12 protein-coding genes are annotated in these 14,686 nt (G+C 71.4%); 4 read left to right on the forward strand and 8 right to left on the reverse strand.

Translation table 11 applies throughout. The features are described 5' to 3' along the window. A complete protein-coding gene (locus ACIBSV_RS17005; RefSeq protein WP_395863640.1) occupies positions 1 to 669 on the forward strand; it encodes a response regulator in 669 nt (222 codons plus the stop codon). 63 nt (positions 670 to 732) lie between these two features. Here ACIBSV_RS17005 and ACIBSV_RS17010 read toward each other — a convergent pair whose 3' ends face one another. Next, positions 733 to 1,374 carry a TetR/AcrR family transcriptional regulator gene (locus ACIBSV_RS17010; RefSeq protein WP_395863642.1) on the reverse strand — a complete coding sequence of 214 codons (642 nt, stop codon included), beginning with the start codon at positions 1,372 to 1,374 and terminating at the stop codon, positions 733 to 735. A 128-nt stretch (positions 1,375 to 1,502) separates the two neighbouring features. On the opposite strand from ACIBSV_RS17010, the gene ACIBSV_RS17015 reads away from it, so the two are divergent. Beyond that, positions 1,503 to 2,402, forward strand: a complete 900-nt coding sequence (locus tag ACIBSV_RS17015; protein ID WP_395863644.1) for an NAD(P)-dependent oxidoreductase — start codon at positions 1,503 to 1,505, stop codon at positions 2,400 to 2,402. 176 nt (positions 2,403 to 2,578) lie between these two features. On the opposite strand, the gene ACIBSV_RS17020 is transcribed toward ACIBSV_RS17015, so the two are convergent. From ACIBSV_RS17020 to ACIBSV_RS17050, 7 genes are all read right to left on the reverse strand, one after another. After that, positions 2,579 to 3,580 (reverse strand): lactonase family protein, encoded by a 1,002-nt coding sequence (locus ACIBSV_RS17020; RefSeq protein ID WP_395863646.1) that lies wholly within the window; start codon positions 3,578 to 3,580, stop codon positions 2,579 to 2,581. Further along, complete coding sequence (locus ACIBSV_RS17025; protein WP_395863648.1) at positions 3,580 to 4,488, reverse strand: GNAT family N-acetyltransferase; 909 nt, start codon at positions 4,486 to 4,488, stop codon at positions 3,580 to 3,582. The genes ACIBSV_RS17020 and ACIBSV_RS17025 overlap by 1 nt, the downstream gene beginning before the upstream one ends. Position 4,489: 1 nt before the next feature. Next, entirely contained in the window at positions 4,490 to 6,664 is a 2,175-nt protein-coding gene (locus ACIBSV_RS17030; RefSeq protein WP_395863650.1) for a peptidase C14, read from the reverse strand. A gap of 93 nt (positions 6,665 to 6,757) precedes the next feature. Next, positions 6,758 to 7,579, reverse strand: coding sequence for an SDR family NAD(P)-dependent oxidoreductase (locus ACIBSV_RS17035; protein WP_395864065.1), 822 nt, complete (start codon positions 7,577 to 7,579; stop codon positions 6,758 to 6,760). A 38-nt stretch (positions 7,580 to 7,617) separates the two neighbouring features. Further along, complete coding sequence (locus ACIBSV_RS17040) at positions 7,618 to 8,478, reverse strand: amidohydrolase family protein (RefSeq protein ID WP_395863652.1); 861 nt, start codon at positions 8,476 to 8,478, stop codon at positions 7,618 to 7,620. After that, positions 8,475 to 9,665, reverse strand: a complete 1,191-nt coding sequence (locus ACIBSV_RS17045) for a mandelate racemase/muconate lactonizing enzyme family protein (RefSeq protein WP_395863654.1) — start codon at positions 9,663 to 9,665, stop codon at positions 8,475 to 8,477. Before ACIBSV_RS17045 ends, ACIBSV_RS17040 begins: the two co-directional genes overlap by 4 nt. Further along, on the reverse strand, positions 9,665 to 11,038 hold the full coding sequence (locus ACIBSV_RS17050; protein WP_395863656.1) for an aspartate aminotransferase family protein: 1,374 nt from the start codon (positions 11,036 to 11,038) through the stop codon (positions 9,665 to 9,667). Before ACIBSV_RS17050 ends, ACIBSV_RS17045 begins: the two co-directional genes overlap by 1 nt. Positions 11,039 to 11,252: 214 nt before the next feature. On the opposite strand from ACIBSV_RS17050, the gene ACIBSV_RS17055 reads away from it, so the two are divergent. Together ACIBSV_RS17055 and ACIBSV_RS17060 are read left to right on the forward strand one after the other, a co-directional pair. Continuing rightward, entirely contained in the window at positions 11,253 to 12,086 is an 834-nt protein-coding gene (locus ACIBSV_RS17055; RefSeq protein WP_395863658.1) for an IclR family transcriptional regulator, read from the forward strand. A gap of 332 nt (positions 12,087 to 12,418) precedes the next feature. Beyond that, positions 12,419 to 14,635 (forward strand): peptidase C14, encoded by a 2,217-nt coding sequence (locus ACIBSV_RS17060; RefSeq protein ID WP_395863660.1) that lies wholly within the window; start codon positions 12,419 to 12,421, stop codon positions 14,633 to 14,635. Positions 14,636 to 14,686 lie beyond the last annotated feature (51 nt).

A 14,686-nucleotide genomic window follows, 5' to 3' on the forward strand; every position in this document is an offset into this window, starting at 1 on the left:
ATGGCCATCCGGGTGCTGATCGCCGACGACCAGATGATGGTGCGCGAGGGCTTCTCGGTCCTGCTCGGCGCGCAGCCCGGGATCGACGTGGTCGGCGAGGCCGTACACGGGCGCGACGCGGTCGAACAGGTCGCCGAACTGCGCCCGGACGTGGTGCTGATGGACGTGCGGATGCCGGTGCTGGACGGGCTGGCCGCGACCCGCGAGATCACCGCCGACCCGGGCAACACCACCCGGGTCCTGGTGCTGACCACCTTCGACCTGGACGAGTACGTCTACGAGGCGCTGCGCGCGGGTGCGAGCGGATTCCTGCTCAAGGACGCCTCGGCGGTGCAACTCGCGGACGCGGTACGGGTGGTGGCGGACGGCGAGGCGCTGCTCGCGCCGACCGTGACGCGCCGGCTGATCGCCGAGTTCGCCCGACTCGGCCCGCCCGACGCCGGACCGCGCGGCCGGGTCGAGCGGCTCACCGAGCGGGAGACCGAGGTGCTCGCGCTGATCGCGCAGGGGTTGTCCAATGCCGAGATCGCCGCGCGGCTGGTGGTGAGCGAACAGACGGTCAAGACGCACGTGAGCCGGCTGCTGGCCAAGCTGAACCTGCGCGATCGCACCCAGGCGGCGGTGTTCGCGTACGAGAACGGCGTGGTGCGGGCGGGCGAGGGGCGCTGACTCGCACTCGGCCGGGTTCGTGGCCGCCGCCCGGTCCCGCTCTCGGATCGCCCGCTCGTGCGCTCAGCCGGCCGGCGCGGTGCCGCGCTCGTAGGTGTCGATCAGCCGGGTCAGGTGGACGCCGGCCAGCAGCAGCGGCTGCTCGCTCCGGCTGACCTGCGCGGCCAGTTCGGCGCCCTCCAGGGTGCTGATCACGGTCTGCGCGAGGCCCTCGGCGTCCGTCTCGGCGAAGCCGACCTCGACCAGCCGCACCCGCACCAGCTCCCGCCAGTGTGCGAACGCCTCGGCCGCGGCGGACTGGATGTCGGGCGCGCCGGTCGCGGTGCCGAGCGCGGTCGCGGTGACCGGGCAGCCATCGACCCAGTCGGACGCGCGCAGCCCCTCGACAAGACTGCGGGTGAGCTCGCGGATCGCCGCGCCCGGGTCCGGCTCGGCGGCCAGCACGTCGCGCAGGACGTCGGCGAACTCGCCGTCCCCGTGCCGGATCGCGGCGACCGCCAACTCCTGCTTGCCGCCCGGGAAGAAGTGGTACATCGAGCCGAGCGTGGCGCCGGCCTCGGTGGAGATCTGCTTGATCCCGGTGCCGTCGTAGCCCTGTCGCTGCATCAGCCGCGAAGCCGTGCGGACGATGCGTTCGCGGGTGCCGAGCGGGGTCGTCCCGGCGGCGGGGGCGGCCGACTCGTGCTGCTGCGCCTTGGTCTTCACGCGGCGAGTTTATCGGATAGAGCGTTCGCTCCAGAGTGGATAGAGCGTTCGCTCTAGTGTGTGCTACGTTCCTGGGACTGGATAGAGCGTTCGTTCTAGTCCACCATTGCGAGATCTTTGGAGTACTCATGGGCGACAAGCAAGCGGTCGACAAGCAGGCGGTCGACAAGCAGCCGGTCACGGTCATCGGTCTCGGCCCGATGGGGCAGGCGATGACCCGCGCATTCCTGGCCGCCGGTCATCCGGTGACCGTATGGAACCGGACCGCGAGCAAGGCGGACGCGCTGGTGGCAGAGGGAGCGTCGCGGGCCGCCACGATCGAGGCCGCGTTGGCGGCGAATGAGCTGGTGGTGTTGAGCCTGACGGACTACGACGCGGTCCACGCGATCCTGGAACCGGCCGCGGCGGCGCTGGCGGGTCGGGTGCTGGTCAACCTCAGTTCGGACACCCCCGCGCGGGCCAGGGCGGCGGCCGAGTGGGCGGCGGGGCACGGCGCCCGGCATCTGACCGGTGGGGTGCAGTCGTCGCCGTCGGGCATCGGCTCGCCCGAGATGTCGACGTTCTACAGCGGCCCGGCCGACGTGTTCGCCGCACACCAGGAGACCCTGGCCGTGCTGACCGGGACCGACTACCGAGGCGCGGACCCCGGCCTTGCCGCGCTCCTGTACCAGCTTCAGATGGACATCTTCTGGACCTCGATGACCGCGGCCCTGCACGCGCTGACGGTGGCGCGGGCGAACGGCATCTCGGCCGCCGAGTTCCTGCCGCACGCGTCGGCGACGGCCGCGTCGGTTCCGGACTTCCTCGCCTTCTACACGCCGCGTCTGGACGTCGGGGACCACAGTGGCGACGTGGACAACCTGGCGATGGGCTTGGCGAGCATCGAGCACGTCGTGCACACGACGCTCCAGTCGGGGGTGGACGCGACGTTGCCGAGCGCGGTCCAGGAGATCTTCCGGCGGGCGGTCGAGGCCGGGCACGCGAAGGACAGCTTCACCAGCGTGAGTGAGGTCTTCCGCTCGGCCTGACGGGGCGGGGCGGGGTGGCGGCGGACGACTCGGGCGGGCGGGTCGGCCTGACGGGGGCGGGGTGGGGCGGGCGACTCGGTCGGGCGGGCCGGGCAGGCCGGGTCATCCGAGCAATCCGAGCCATCCGGGCCCTTTCCAGCGCCGGAAATGCGGGTCTCGGGCGGGCCGGTCGGCGGTCACGGCCGGCGCAGCGGCAGCAGGCAGCGTGGATCGGGGGTGTGCAGCGCCATGCCCAGCGGGCTCAGCGCGCCGGTGCCGGGGGTCCACCGGAACGCGGCGACCGCGTCCGCGTCGGGCAGGGCCGCGTAGAGCACGTCTTCGACGAAGGCCAGATCCTGCGGGGCGCCGCCACCGGCGGGGAGGTCGGACATCGTGTGCGGGGCGGTTGTGGCCAAAGTGGTGATCGTGCCCGGGCCCCGGTTGGCCGCGTACACGTGCGCGCCGTCGGGCGCGGCGACGATGGCCGAGGGCAGGCCCGGCGCGGCGAGCGGATGGCGGGTCAGGTCGGGCAGGGCCAGGATCGCCGGGTCGAGTTCGCCGAGCAGCCAACGGCCGCTCAGGTGGCGCGGCCCGGTGCCGGTCGGGACGCGGTGGGTGGAGCGCAGCCGCAGCCGGCCCGCGCTCAGGTGGTAGGTGAGCAGGACGTCGCCGCCGAGGTCGACGACGGTGAGCGTGTCCCGGTCCTCGAACACGATCTGGTGCGGGTGCGCGGCGGATTGCCGTTCCGGGTGCGCCCGCGAACCCGGGCCCGGGAGCGCGATCTGCTCGGTCACCTCGGCGATCGCGCCGTGCGTGTCGAGGCGGTGGACGAGCAGATCGCCGGTGCCGTAGTTGGCGACCAGCAGGTGCCCGCCGGCGGGGGACACCGCGACGTGGCACGGGATCGAGCCGCGTGCGGAGACCCGTTGCCGGAGTCGGGGGTGCCGGCTCGGCTCGAGCACGGTGACCGTGCCGTCGAGCGCCTCGTCCACGCCGTAGACCAGGTCCAGGCGCGGGTGGGCGGCCGCGTACGCGGTGCGCACCGGCACCGGTGGGCCGGTCTCCACCAGCGCACCGGTGTCCGGATCGGCGGTGCACACCACGGTGGTGTCACCGCCGACCAGAACCGGCACCCGGCTCGGCGGCACGGGGTGATTCCTCGCCGAGCCGGGCGGTGTGCGGGCGTCCTGACGATGCATCAGAACGCGTCCCCCAGCCAGTGCGTGGCACCGGGGGCGGTGACCGTGGCGCGTACCCGCGCCCGGTCGTTTCGGATCGGCCGGGCCAGACCGAAGTCGGTGTGGCCGGTGCTCACGTCGGTCAACACGGCGCCGATCGCCCGGGTGAGCGCCGTGTCGATCGGTACCCGCAACGTCACCACCGTGCCCGGGCCGCCGAGTTCGTACAGCGCCTCGCGCAACAGCGCGGGCAGTGCGTACGGACGGCCCGGGCCAAGGGCGAGTTCGAGCACCTCGCCGGTGTCCGGGCGGATCACCGCGTAGTCGCCCTGCTCGGTGGCCAACACCCGGGCGGGCGACGCGTACCAGTGCGGGAAGCGGTGGGCCCAGTCGGCCGGCGAACGCACCGTGCTCAGCGGCCGGTTCGCGTTCGAGGCGGCGTGCGTCGTGATCATCCGGGGCAGGTCGGCGGGCCGCGCCCGGCGCACCCGGCGATCGCCCCACGCCGCCTCGGGGCCGGCCACACCGCGCAGATACGGCGTCGGGAAGGTCTCCCAGCCGGATCCCGTGTACACGCCGGGCGTGCCGCTGAACATCAGCGACCACGCGCAGCCGTATCGGGTCATGTCGTCGATCGCCACCGCGAGCAGTCGGCGGATCAGCCCTCGGCCGCGGGCCCGGGGCGCACTGGCGACGCTGCCCACACAACCGACCGTCTCGACCCCGCCCGCCGCGTCGCGGATCGGGCGGGGCTGCCAGTGCAGGGCGGCGTCGATCGCGCCGTCGTCGGCGGCGACGACCAGGGTGCGCTCGTGCCGGCCCGGGTCGTGCGCGTGCAGCGCGGGCAGGCCGGGTGCGTCCGGGAAGGCCACCGCCCACAGGGCGCGCAGCGCCGGATCGTCGGCCGAGGTGGTGGTGCGCGGTTCCATCTCAGATCGCCAGGTTCCCGGTGGTGACCACCCGCGGGCCGTCCGTGGGCAGCGCGGTCCGGGTGACGCCGTCCTCGACGCACGTGGTGTGCAGCGCCGAGGACGCGCCGGCGAACGCCTGCGGGCGCAGTTCCAGCCGGCCGCCGGTGAACCGGGTCCCGGTGGCCACCCAGTGGTTGATCCCGGATTCCAGCCGCACGTGGGCGCCGTCGGTGGTGGACTCCGCGTCGTGCAACCGCCAGCGTGCGACGCCCGTTCCGGCGGCTCGGGACAGCAGCGCACCGGAGCCGTTGCCGCCGGTCATCCGGGTGCCGGCGCTCACGTGCACGCTCTGGTCGCGGACCGCGGAGAGCACTACGCCGGTGTCGGTCAGCGTGCTCGCGGTCAGCCGCAGCACGGCCGCGCCCACCTCCAGCGGCGCGGCCGCGGGCGAGGCCCCGACGATCGTGCACCCGTCGAAGTCGACCTCGCCCGAACCGCGCAGGATCGCGCCGTCCACGCCGGTGAACGTGCAGTCCCGAAAGTGCACGGTGTTGGTCACCGGCGTCTGCACCAGCACCTGCTTCGCGGGCAGGTGGAACGTGCAGCCCTCGATCACGTTCGGCCGGGTGGAGCGGGCCGAGCGCCGGCCGATCGCGAAGGTGTGCGCGACGCAGCCGCGCAGTTGTACGCCGTCCGCGTTGACCTGGAGGGTGCCGCCCGAGTCGAACGTCGGTCGGGGGATCACCCGGACGTTCTCCAGGGTCAGGTCGGTGATCTTCGTGCCGGCGACGAACCACGAGCACACGTGGTCGCGCACGGTGATGCGCTTCGCTGAAGTCCCCCACAGGGCGCCGGAGTTGGCGATGTCCATCAGTCCCGAATTGCCCTCGAAGAGCAGGTCGTGCTCGTACTGCCCGTGCGTGGTGAACGGGTTGCCGCCCTGGTCGTCGCCGTCGCCGTGGCAGTTGACCACGTGACAGTAGGCGGACGCGGTCAGGTCGTTCAGGTGTCGGGCGTTGCTGGAGACGCAGTCCTCGACCCGGCCGTACAGGCAGTAGATCTGCTGGGTCAGGTAGCCCGCGCCGCCGTACATCACCGTCGGCGGGTTCTTCAGCGAGGAGCGCGCGGTGTGGAAGTGGGTGCACCAACGGCGCATGATCACCGGCCAGAACGACCCGGTGGCCTCGATCCCGATCACGTCGCAGCGCACCGCGTATTCGTAGGCGATCGGGTGCGAGCCGGTGTATTCGTCGTCGGCGGGGCCGGCGCCGAGGAACACCATGTTGCGGACGTCGGCGCGCCGGACCGGTTCGATTCGGGTCCAGGTGATGCGGCGTCCGGCGGCCAGTTCCCAGCCGTTGAGGTAGTCCACCCGGATGTGCTTGCCGTCGACGATCTGCGTGATCTCGACCAGCTTCTGCAACTCGCGCTCATAGGTGCCGCCGCCCGCGATCGGGTCGATCTCCACGGTCCACCACTCGCCGACCTTGAACCTGCCGGAGTCCGGCACCGGGAAGGCGTCGGTGAGTTCGATGACGGTCTCGGCCAGCGGGTACGCGACCACCGTGTCGGTGACCTTGCCCTTGAAGTACAGGACCGCGCCGAACGGGTTGTCGTGGGTGTTCTTCTCGATGCCGGTGGTGCGGACGGTGTGTCCGCCGAAGTCCAGGACGATCCGGGAGCGGCCGAAGGTGTGCCGCTTGACGAAGAGCAGGTCGGTGTGGGCCTCGATCCGGTGGATGTACGGATCGTCGACCATCGCGTCCAGCGCGGCGTCGGCGGGGACCTTGTCGTCCAGGATGCCGAACCGGCGGAAGTCCATCACCCCGTCGTGCACCTGGATCCACCGACCCTCTCGCTTGGGCGAGCCGATCGTGTGCACCGTGCCGCCGTTGGCGGGCAGTTTCGAGCGCGGGTCCCAGCGCACCACCATGCCGCCGCCGTCGCCCGCCGCGTGATAGCCCGCCACCGAGACCATCGTGTCGGCGGGCAGACGGCGGGTTTCCAGGTCCAAGAGAGCGGCGATCGTCGGCACACTGCCGGAGGGTTCGCGCCGCCCGCCGTCGCGGTCGTCGTCGGGGGAGGCCGAGGCGGTACCCGCGGCCGCCGTGCCGGCGAGCAGCAGCCCGCCCAATCCACCCGCGGCCAACAGGCGGCGGCGGGACGACGAAGGGGAAGAACCGAGTGAGGACATGGGTCCCGCTCACTTTCTCGATCCGTGCACGAAGGGGATGCGGGGCGTCCGGAGCCGGACCCCGGTGCGGGGCCGGCCCGGCGCGCCGGTGAGTCAGAGCGAGTTGCGGTACGGCGGCATGTGGCGCATCCGGGGCATCTGGTCGGCGAGCACACCGCCGTCCACCACGATCCGGGTGCCGGTCACGTAGGACGCGGCGGGGGAGGCGAGGAAGACCGCGGCGCCCGCGCACTCGTCGGGCGTGGCGTACCGCCCGAGCGGGATGCGTTCGCGGTAGGCGGCCTCGAACGGCTCGCGATCGAGCGGGAAATCGCCGTCGATGGGCGTCTCGACCATGCCCGGGGCCACCGCGTTGACGGTGATCCCGTGCGGCGCCAGTTCCACCGCGAGGCTTTGCACCAGCAGGTCCACACCCGCCTTGGAGGCGTTGTAGTGGGCCAGACCGGCCTCGGCCACATGCGCGTTCTTCGAGGTCACCGCGATGATCCGGCCCGGCACGCGGTCCGCGATCATGTGCTCGGCGACGCGTTGGGACAGGAAGAAGACCGCGTCCAGGTTCACCGCGAGCACCCGGCGCCAACTCGCCACGGTGATCTCGTTGAACCGCTCCAGGGCCGCGGTGCCGGCGTTGTTGACCAGGATGTGCAACGGGCCGACCTCGGCCCGCAGTTCGTCCACATAGCAGGCCAACCCGGCGGTGTCGGCCAGGTCGAACGGCCGGATTCGGGCGGTCTGGCCGCGGGCCTCGACCAGGGCGCTCGTCTCGGTGAGGTCCACGCCCGGTCGGTCGGTGAGCACGACGTCGGCGCCGGCCGCCGCCAGGGCGACCGCGAACGCCCGGCCCAGGCCACCGGCGGCGCCGGTGACCAGGGCGGTGCGATCGGTGAGCGCGAAGCTCGCGCCGGATCCGCCGATCGGCGCGACGCCCGGCCCGCCGGGTGCCGAGGTGCCGGTCACGACAGCCCCAGCAGGGGCAGCGCGTCGCGGAAGATCAGCTGCTCGACCGCGTCTCGATCCAGCGGTGGCAGACCGGGGATGCCCGGCACGGCGGCCACCGCACGCAGACCCGCCACCGACGCGTCCACCGTGGTGAACGGGTAGTCGCTGCCGAACAGCAGCTTGTGCAGCACGCCGTAGTCCTGGGCCACCCGCAGGCTGTGCCAAAGCTGGAACGGGCGGTAGTGCAGTGCGCTGACGTCCGCGTACAGGTGCGGGTGCTTGCGGATCACCGCGATGCACTCGCCCTCGAACGGATGACCCAGGTGCGCGAGCACCATCCGCAGTTCGGGATGGCGGATCGCGACCGGATCCAGCAACCGGGGTTGCGCGTAGGCGATCGGCGCCGCCGAGACGAACGTGGTCCCGGTGTGCACCAGGATCGGCAGGCCGTTGCTCTCGGCGTAGGCGAACAGCGGGTCGTATTGCGGATCCCCCGGGTCGAAGCCCGCGTACATCGGCATCAGCTTGATCCCACGCAGGCCCAACTCCTGGTGACCGAATCGCAGTTCGTCCTGCCAGCCGGTCTGGGTCGGGTCGATCGACAGGTAGCCGATCAGTCGATCGGGCTGCTCGGCCACGTATTCGGCGACCGCCTTGTCCTCGACCCACAGGCCGCTGCGCCGGGCCTTGCCGCCGACCACGACGGTCCGGGTGTCCGCCGGGCTGGATGCCGCGTAGTCGGCCCAGCGCACGGTCAGGTCGACCTCACCGTCGTGCGCGCGGGCCGAGTCGGCCTTGAACACGTCGTCGAAGTCGCAACACTGGCGGAACAGATGGGAGTGCACGTCGACGATGCCCGAGCGGCCGGCGCTCATGTGCGGTTCCTCTTCTCCCAGCCGTCCGAGAACATGTTCCAGAAGCGGTGGGTGGGCGGGTGTTCGGCGAACACGTCGTCGTCCAGCTCGACGCCGAAGCCCGGCGCGGTCGGAATCTCCACGTGCCCGTCGGCGGTCACCGGCAACGTGCCGCGGACCGCGTCGAAGACGAACGGCTCCAGCAGACCGTCGAAGGTCTCCAGGATCTTGAAGTTGGTGATCCCGAGCGAGGCGTGCACGGAAACCGTGGTGCACAGCGGCGAGTTGGAGTTGTGCGGGGCGACCATGACGCCGTGCGTGTCGGCGATCGCGGCGATCTTGCGCACCTCGGTGAGTCCGCCCGCCATGGACAGGTCGGGCTGGATGATGTCCACCGCGTTCGTGGCGAACAACTGCTTGTACTCGTAGCGGTTGTGGAAGTGTTCGCCGCCGGAGATCGGGAACGGCGCGCGGGCGCGCAGTTCCGCGTAGCGCTCGATGTGCGTCCACGGCATCGGCTCCTCGAGCCAGCCGATGTCGAACGGTTCCAGGGCCCGCAGCAGCGCGGACGCGGTGGTCATCGCGAATCGCGCGTGGCCCTCGATGAACAGGTCCACATCCGGCCCGATCGCCTCGCGAACCGCGCCGACGAGCTCGACCGACTGCCGCAGTTCGGCCCGCGAGAGCTCGTGCAGGCCGGCCCCGAACGGGTCGAACTTGAGCGCCGAGTAGCCCTTGGCCACGGTCTCCTTGGCCTTGGCCGCGAATACGTCGGGTTCGCGCTCGCCGTTGTACCAACCGTTGGCGTACACCCGGACCCGATCGCGGCAGGCGCCGCCGGTGAGCCGGTACACCGGGACACCCAGCGCCTTGCCCATCAGGTCGTGCATGGCCTGGTCGAAGCCGGACAGCGCGATCCCGCCGACGTCTCCGCCGCGCAGGAAGTCGCCCTGGTACAGCCGCAGCCACAGTTCCTCGGTATCGAACGGGTCGGCGCCGATCAGGTGCCGGTTCGCCAGCGCCTGGGCCAGCGCGGCCGTTTCGGCGACCCGGTAGGGGTGGGTGATCTCGCCGACGCCGGACAGGCCCTGGTCGGTGTGCACGCGCACGTAGCCGAAGTCGCGCCACGCGGTGCCCAGGAGCAGCGTCTCGACGTGGGTGATCCGGCCGGCCGGGCCGGTGGGTCGGGTGCGGTCGACGACCAACATCAGCGTGCCGTCCCTTCGATCGCGCCGCCCATTGTGGACGTGCCGGCCAACTCGCCGATTCCGCCGTCCTTGATCGCGTCCTGCACGGCCAGTTCGGTCGCGGCGATCAGGTGGTCGACGTCCGCGTCGGTGTGCGCGTACGAGATGTGGCTGCGCTTGAGGTTCAGCGGCAGCTCGAACACGCCGTGCTCCAGCAGCCGGCGACGGTAGCCGATGAACAGGCCGGCGTCGTTGGCGAGCAGGTCGTCGTAGCTGCGCGGGACGCCGCCGGACATGAAGTAGGTGACGAACACCGAGCCGTAGCCGGTGACCACAGCCGGGATGCCCAGCCGGGTGTACATCTCGCCCAGGCCGGTACGAACCCGTTCGCCGAGGCGGAACACGTGCTCGTGTACCGGCTCCTCGCGCAGCTTGCGCAGCGTCTCCAGGGCGGCGGCGACCACCCACGGGTGGCCGTTGTAGGTGCCGGCGAAGAACGCGGGAGCGCCGGGGAGGGTGCTGAACTGGTCCATCAGGTCGGCCCGGCCGCCGAGCGCGCCGACCGGGGCGCCGTTGGCGATGGCCTTGCCGAAGGTGGTGAGGTCCGGGGTGACGCCGGCGATCTTCTGGTAGCCGCCGAGGTCGTGCCGGAAGCCGGTGATGACCTCGTCGAAGACCAGCACCGAGCCGTGCGCGGTGCACTGTTCGCGCAGCGTGGTGAGGAACTCGGGGTCGGGCAGCAGGCAGCCGACGTTGTGCGGGATCGGCTCCAGGATCACCGCGGCGATGTCCGCGCCGTGCTCGGCGAACGCGGTGCGCACCGCGGCCGGGTCGTTGAACGGCAGGACCAGGGTGGCCTCGAGCACCTCGGGCAGGATGCCGGTCGAGATCGGGTCGTGTGCGCCGACCGCGTCGGGCGAGGAGATCACGTTCAGGCTCACCGAGTCGTGCCAACCGTGGTAGCAGCCCTGGAACTTGACGACCAGGCGGCGGCCGGTGACCGCGCGGGCGACCCGCAGCGCGTGGAAGGTGGCCTCGCTGCCGGTGCTGGTGAGCAGCACCTTCTCCACCGAGGGGACCAGTTCGACCAGGGTTTCGGCGAGAGTGATCTCGCCCTCGGTGACGGCCACGCCGGTCAGGTCCAGGCGGCCCGCCGCCTCGTGCACCGCGCGCCGCACGTCCGGGTCGTTGTGGCCGAGCAGCGGCGGGCCGAACGCGGAGTGGTAGTCGGTGAAGACGCGACCCTCGGCATCGGTGAAGTTCGCGCCGCTGGTGTTGGTGACGACCAGCTCGGTCAGGCCCGGGATCCGGCGCTGACCGCTGTTCACCCCGCCCGGGATGACCCGAAGGGCTCGGGCGGGAAGGGAGTCGGTGGCGGCTGTGCCGACACTCATCGGTGGGCTCCTTGCGTCGTTCGTGACCGTTCGGATCCGCGGCCCTGCCAGGCCTTGGATCACCGGCGCCATCCGCCTTCGGCACGCGTCGCAGGTGTTGCGCTTGCTCTACACCGTGTTTTCTGAACACTGTTCGGCAGGACCGAACAGTTCCAGACCCTACATTTGGATGTACGGGGCAGTCAAGGGGTCCGGACCGGTAAAGTGTTCTGCTATGTCGAACAGCGTTAACGAGAATGTCGAGGAGTCGAAGTACTGGGTGAAGTCCGTCGCCCGGGCCGCGGACATCCTCGAGGTGCTCTCCACACGTGGTCCGGGGGACGGCATGAGCGTCACCGAGGTCGGTCAGGCCTGCGGGATCTCCAAGAGCGCCACCTTCGGACTGCTCCAGACCCTGCGCGGATACGGCCTGGTCTCGGACGACGGGGAAGGGATGAATCGGCGCTACCGGCTCGGGATGGGCCTGGCCCGGCTCGGCGATCGGGCCCAGTCGCAGGTGTCCCTGCGCGATGTGGCCCGGCCGGTGCTGGCCGAACTGACCAGGGAGACCGGCATGGCCGCGCGCTTCGCGGTGCCCGAGGGCGGGCTCGCGGTGGTCGTGGACCAGGTCGGGATAGAGCAGCGGGTACGCCTGGACCTGCGCATGGGGGTGCGCGAACTGCCGCACTGCACCGGACTGGGCAAGGCCATCCTCTCCGCGCTGCCCGAGGCCGAGGCGCGCGCGGTGATCGAGCGCTCGGGCCTGCCCCGGCGCACGTCGCACACGATCACCGACACCGCGACCCTGCTCGCACACCTGCGCGACATCCGGCAGACCGGCTACGCGCTGGACGACGAGGAGGACGCGGACGGGATCTTCTGCATCGGCAGCCCGGTCCGCGACCACCGGGACCTGTGCGTGGGCGCGATCAGCATCACCGGCCTCAAGCTCGACCTGCCGGGCTGGCGATTCCAGGAACTCGGCCGCCAGGTGCGGGCCGGCGCGCTGCGGGTCAGCCGCGAGTTGGGCAGCACGGAGAGTGGCGAGGGCGAGGTGGACGCCGGCTGAGATGTGCCGGTGAACAATCGGACCGACGGGGTCGCAACGGGACAATACGTTGCGACCCCATCGTGTTCCCCCGATCACGGACGATGAAAGTCCGCCACGAGGTCTTGACCAGGAACGTCGGGCGGGTCTACGTTCCTTGACTCATCAGGGCCCGCACGTTCGCTGCCACGAATCGTGCCCGGTTTCCGGCCCTGGGGTCGACGGTCCGTCACCGGACCCGGGCGGCCCACCCCAAGCCATCCGCCGCGCGTTTCCCACCCGTTGGGAACGCCGCATCGGCACGTGTCACGGGAAGCGTCCTCACCCCCCTGCCGCCGAAGGCCGAGGTCCCGATGAGCACGTCCCCCGAAACTTCCACCGCCGCCACGACCCCGTCCGGCGCGCCCGCGTCCTCCCGCCGCCGTCTGCTCGCCGCGGGCGGCCTGGGCGGCCTGCTCCTGGCCGGCACCGCCGCGACGGGTACGGCCGCCGCCGCCTCGTCGGCGTCCTCGTCCTCCGACGATCGACACGAGGACGGCAACGTCCCCACCGGTGTCGCCACCGTCGCCGCATTGCTGCGCCTGGAGACTCGCCGACTGGCCCCGAACACCATCGTGGTGGTGGCCGGGTATCACGCCGCGGGCGACGGCGGCGGCATGGTGGTGCGCTGGGACCCGCGCGCGAGCCTGCCGGTCAACGGCGGGACCGTATTGGCCAACCCCTCGCCCAAGCGGGAGGGTCGGTGGATCCAGGTGCACGACGGGGTGATGGACTTCCGCCGGTTCGGCATCCTGGACGACAAGGTCCCCGCCGACGCCGCGCTGGACGCGATGGTCGACGATCCGTACATCCACCGGATCGAGGCCCACACCGACCTGCTCTTCGTCAAGCGGCACACCTTCGGCCGCTCCCGGATCGTCCTGGACTTCGGCGGACACACCGTCCGCACCACCGGCATCGAGAAGAACACCCACGACAACCCGTTCGGCGCGGTCCTGTACTTCAAGGGCAAGGTCACCGACACGGTGGTCAAGGCCAAGCTGTCCCAGCCGATGCCCGACCTGGCGGACGTCTTCGAGGTACCGGACAGCGCGGCCTTCAAGGTCGGCGACTGGTGGGCGGTCACCATCGACCCGGAGCCTGGCAAGGGCAAGTACGAGCAGGAGGTGCAGCGCCTGGTCGAGATCACCCAGCTCGTGGACGCGACGCACATCCGGGTCGGCTACAAGATCGGCTGGGACCTCGCCGCCGGCCGTACCTTCACCTGGACCCGGATCGAGCCGGTGGACCGCGCGCACGTGCGCAACATGGTCTTCCAGGGCATCCAGGACGGCGACCAGTACACCGGGTCGCACCCGATCGCCTACGAGTACACGATCCACTGCGACGTCGAACACGTGGACGCGGTCGGCACGTTCTGGCCGGTGGTGATGCGCCGCTGGTGCACCCACTACCGCACCCGGGCGTGCTCGCTGAAGAACCCGGCCAGCGTCACGTGGGGCGGCGCGGGCTACCTCACCCAGCAGATCTACTGCCTGTACGGGCACGTCGAGGACTGCCACGTCGCGAACAGCCGGCACCTCAACGACCTGACCGCGTCCGCCTACTGCTACGTGACCAACTGTCACGGCGACGGCGACGACCAGGGCCCGTTCGTGACGCACGGTCAGTTCGAGCACGACCTCGTCTACACCGGCAACTCGGGTCTGATGACCTTCGCCAACTCCGGTGCCGCGTGGGGCTCGGTGGCCAAGCGCATCACCGTGCGCAAGCACGTGTGCTCGTGGTTCGTGGCCCGGGTCAAGATCACCGACCTGACCCTGGAGGACATGCAGGTGATCGGCAAACCGGCGCTGGCCGGCTCCGGGATGTTGTGGGTCAACGCCGACGGCGTGCAGATCCGCGGCTGCACCGCCTCCGGGCCGCTGATCGTGTCGCAGGCGTCCAACCGTTCGCAGCGCGCCAACGTGATCGCCGACTCGACGTTCACGCTCGGCAAGGACGCCGAGATCACCCAGGCCAATGTGAGCGGCGAACTGCACCTGCACCGGGTCACCCTCAAGGGCCTGGACAACGCGAGCCTGAAGAACGCCGGGCGGCTCGTGCTCACCGACTGCACGCTGGTGGGCACGCCGACCGCCGCGCCGACCACGGTGACCGGCCCCGCGCTGAGCGTGTCCGGCGGCGAACTGCGGGACAGCGGCCTGCGGTTCGCGGGCACCGGAGACCAGAGTGTGGCGCTGGCGCGGACCCGGCTCGGCGGCACCAACGCGACCCGCGCGCTGCTGTCGCGCACCGGCGGTGCCCGCACCGTCTCCTGGCAGTTGGACGGCTGCGTGTCCACCGCCGCCGACCCGGCCACCGCACACGTGCTGGTCACCGACGGACCCAACCGCTATCGCGCGGCGGGCAGCACGTTCACCGGCGGTCGGCTCGAACTCGCCGGCGCGGCCTTCGGCGGCAACAGCGCGCTGCTGCACGGCGGCTGCGTCGAGGACGGCGTCACGCGTACCGCACTGCCCGACGAGGGCCCGCGCGTCGCGCACACCGCCGGCAACCAGCTCCTCTGACCCGCCGTCACCCCGGGCCCGCGGCACGCTCGTACGCGCGGCCACCGTCGT

Origin of the sequence: Embleya sp. NPDC050154 (genome assembly GCF_044460165.1) — a bacterium.
In the GTDB taxonomy this organism is placed as follows: domain Bacteria; phylum Actinomycetota; class Actinomycetes; order Streptomycetales; family Streptomycetaceae; genus Embleya.

Excerpts from the sequence above, each read along its gene's own strand:
- ACIBSV_RS17005 (WP_395863640.1), top strand. The coding sequence starts at position 1 with ATGGCCATCCGGGTGCTGATCGCCGACGACCAGATGATGGTGCGCGAG.
- ACIBSV_RS17015 (WP_395863644.1), top strand. The coding sequence starts at position 1,503 with ATGGGCGACAAGCAAGCGGTCGACAAGCAGGCGGTCGACAAGCAGCCG.
- ACIBSV_RS17020 (WP_395863646.1), bottom strand. The coding sequence starts at position 3,580 with ATGCATCGTCAGGACGCCCGCACACCGCCCGGCTCGGCGAGGAATCAC.
- ACIBSV_RS17025 (WP_395863648.1), bottom strand. The coding sequence starts at position 4,488 with ATGGAACCGCGCACCACCACCTCGGCCGACGATCCGGCGCTGCGCGCC.
- ACIBSV_RS17030 (WP_395863650.1), bottom strand. The coding sequence starts at position 6,664 with ATGTCCTCACTCGGTTCTTCCCCTTCGTCGTCCCGCCGCCGCCTGTTG.
- ACIBSV_RS17040 (WP_395863652.1), bottom strand. The coding sequence starts at position 8,478 with ATGAGCGCCGGCCGCTCGGGCATCGTCGACGTGCACTCCCATCTGTTC.
- ACIBSV_RS17045 (WP_395863654.1), bottom strand. The coding sequence starts at position 9,665 with ATGTTGGTCGTCGACCGCACCCGACCCACCGGCCCGGCCGGCCGGATC.
- ACIBSV_RS17050 (WP_395863656.1), bottom strand. The coding sequence starts at position 11,038 with ATGAGTGTCGGCACAGCCGCCACCGACTCCCTTCCCGCCCGAGCCCTT.
- ACIBSV_RS17055 (WP_395863658.1), top strand. The coding sequence starts at position 11,253 with ATGTCGAACAGCGTTAACGAGAATGTCGAGGAGTCGAAGTACTGGGTG.
- ACIBSV_RS17060 (WP_395863660.1), top strand. The coding sequence starts at position 12,419 with ATGAGCACGTCCCCCGAAACTTCCACCGCCGCCACGACCCCGTCCGGC.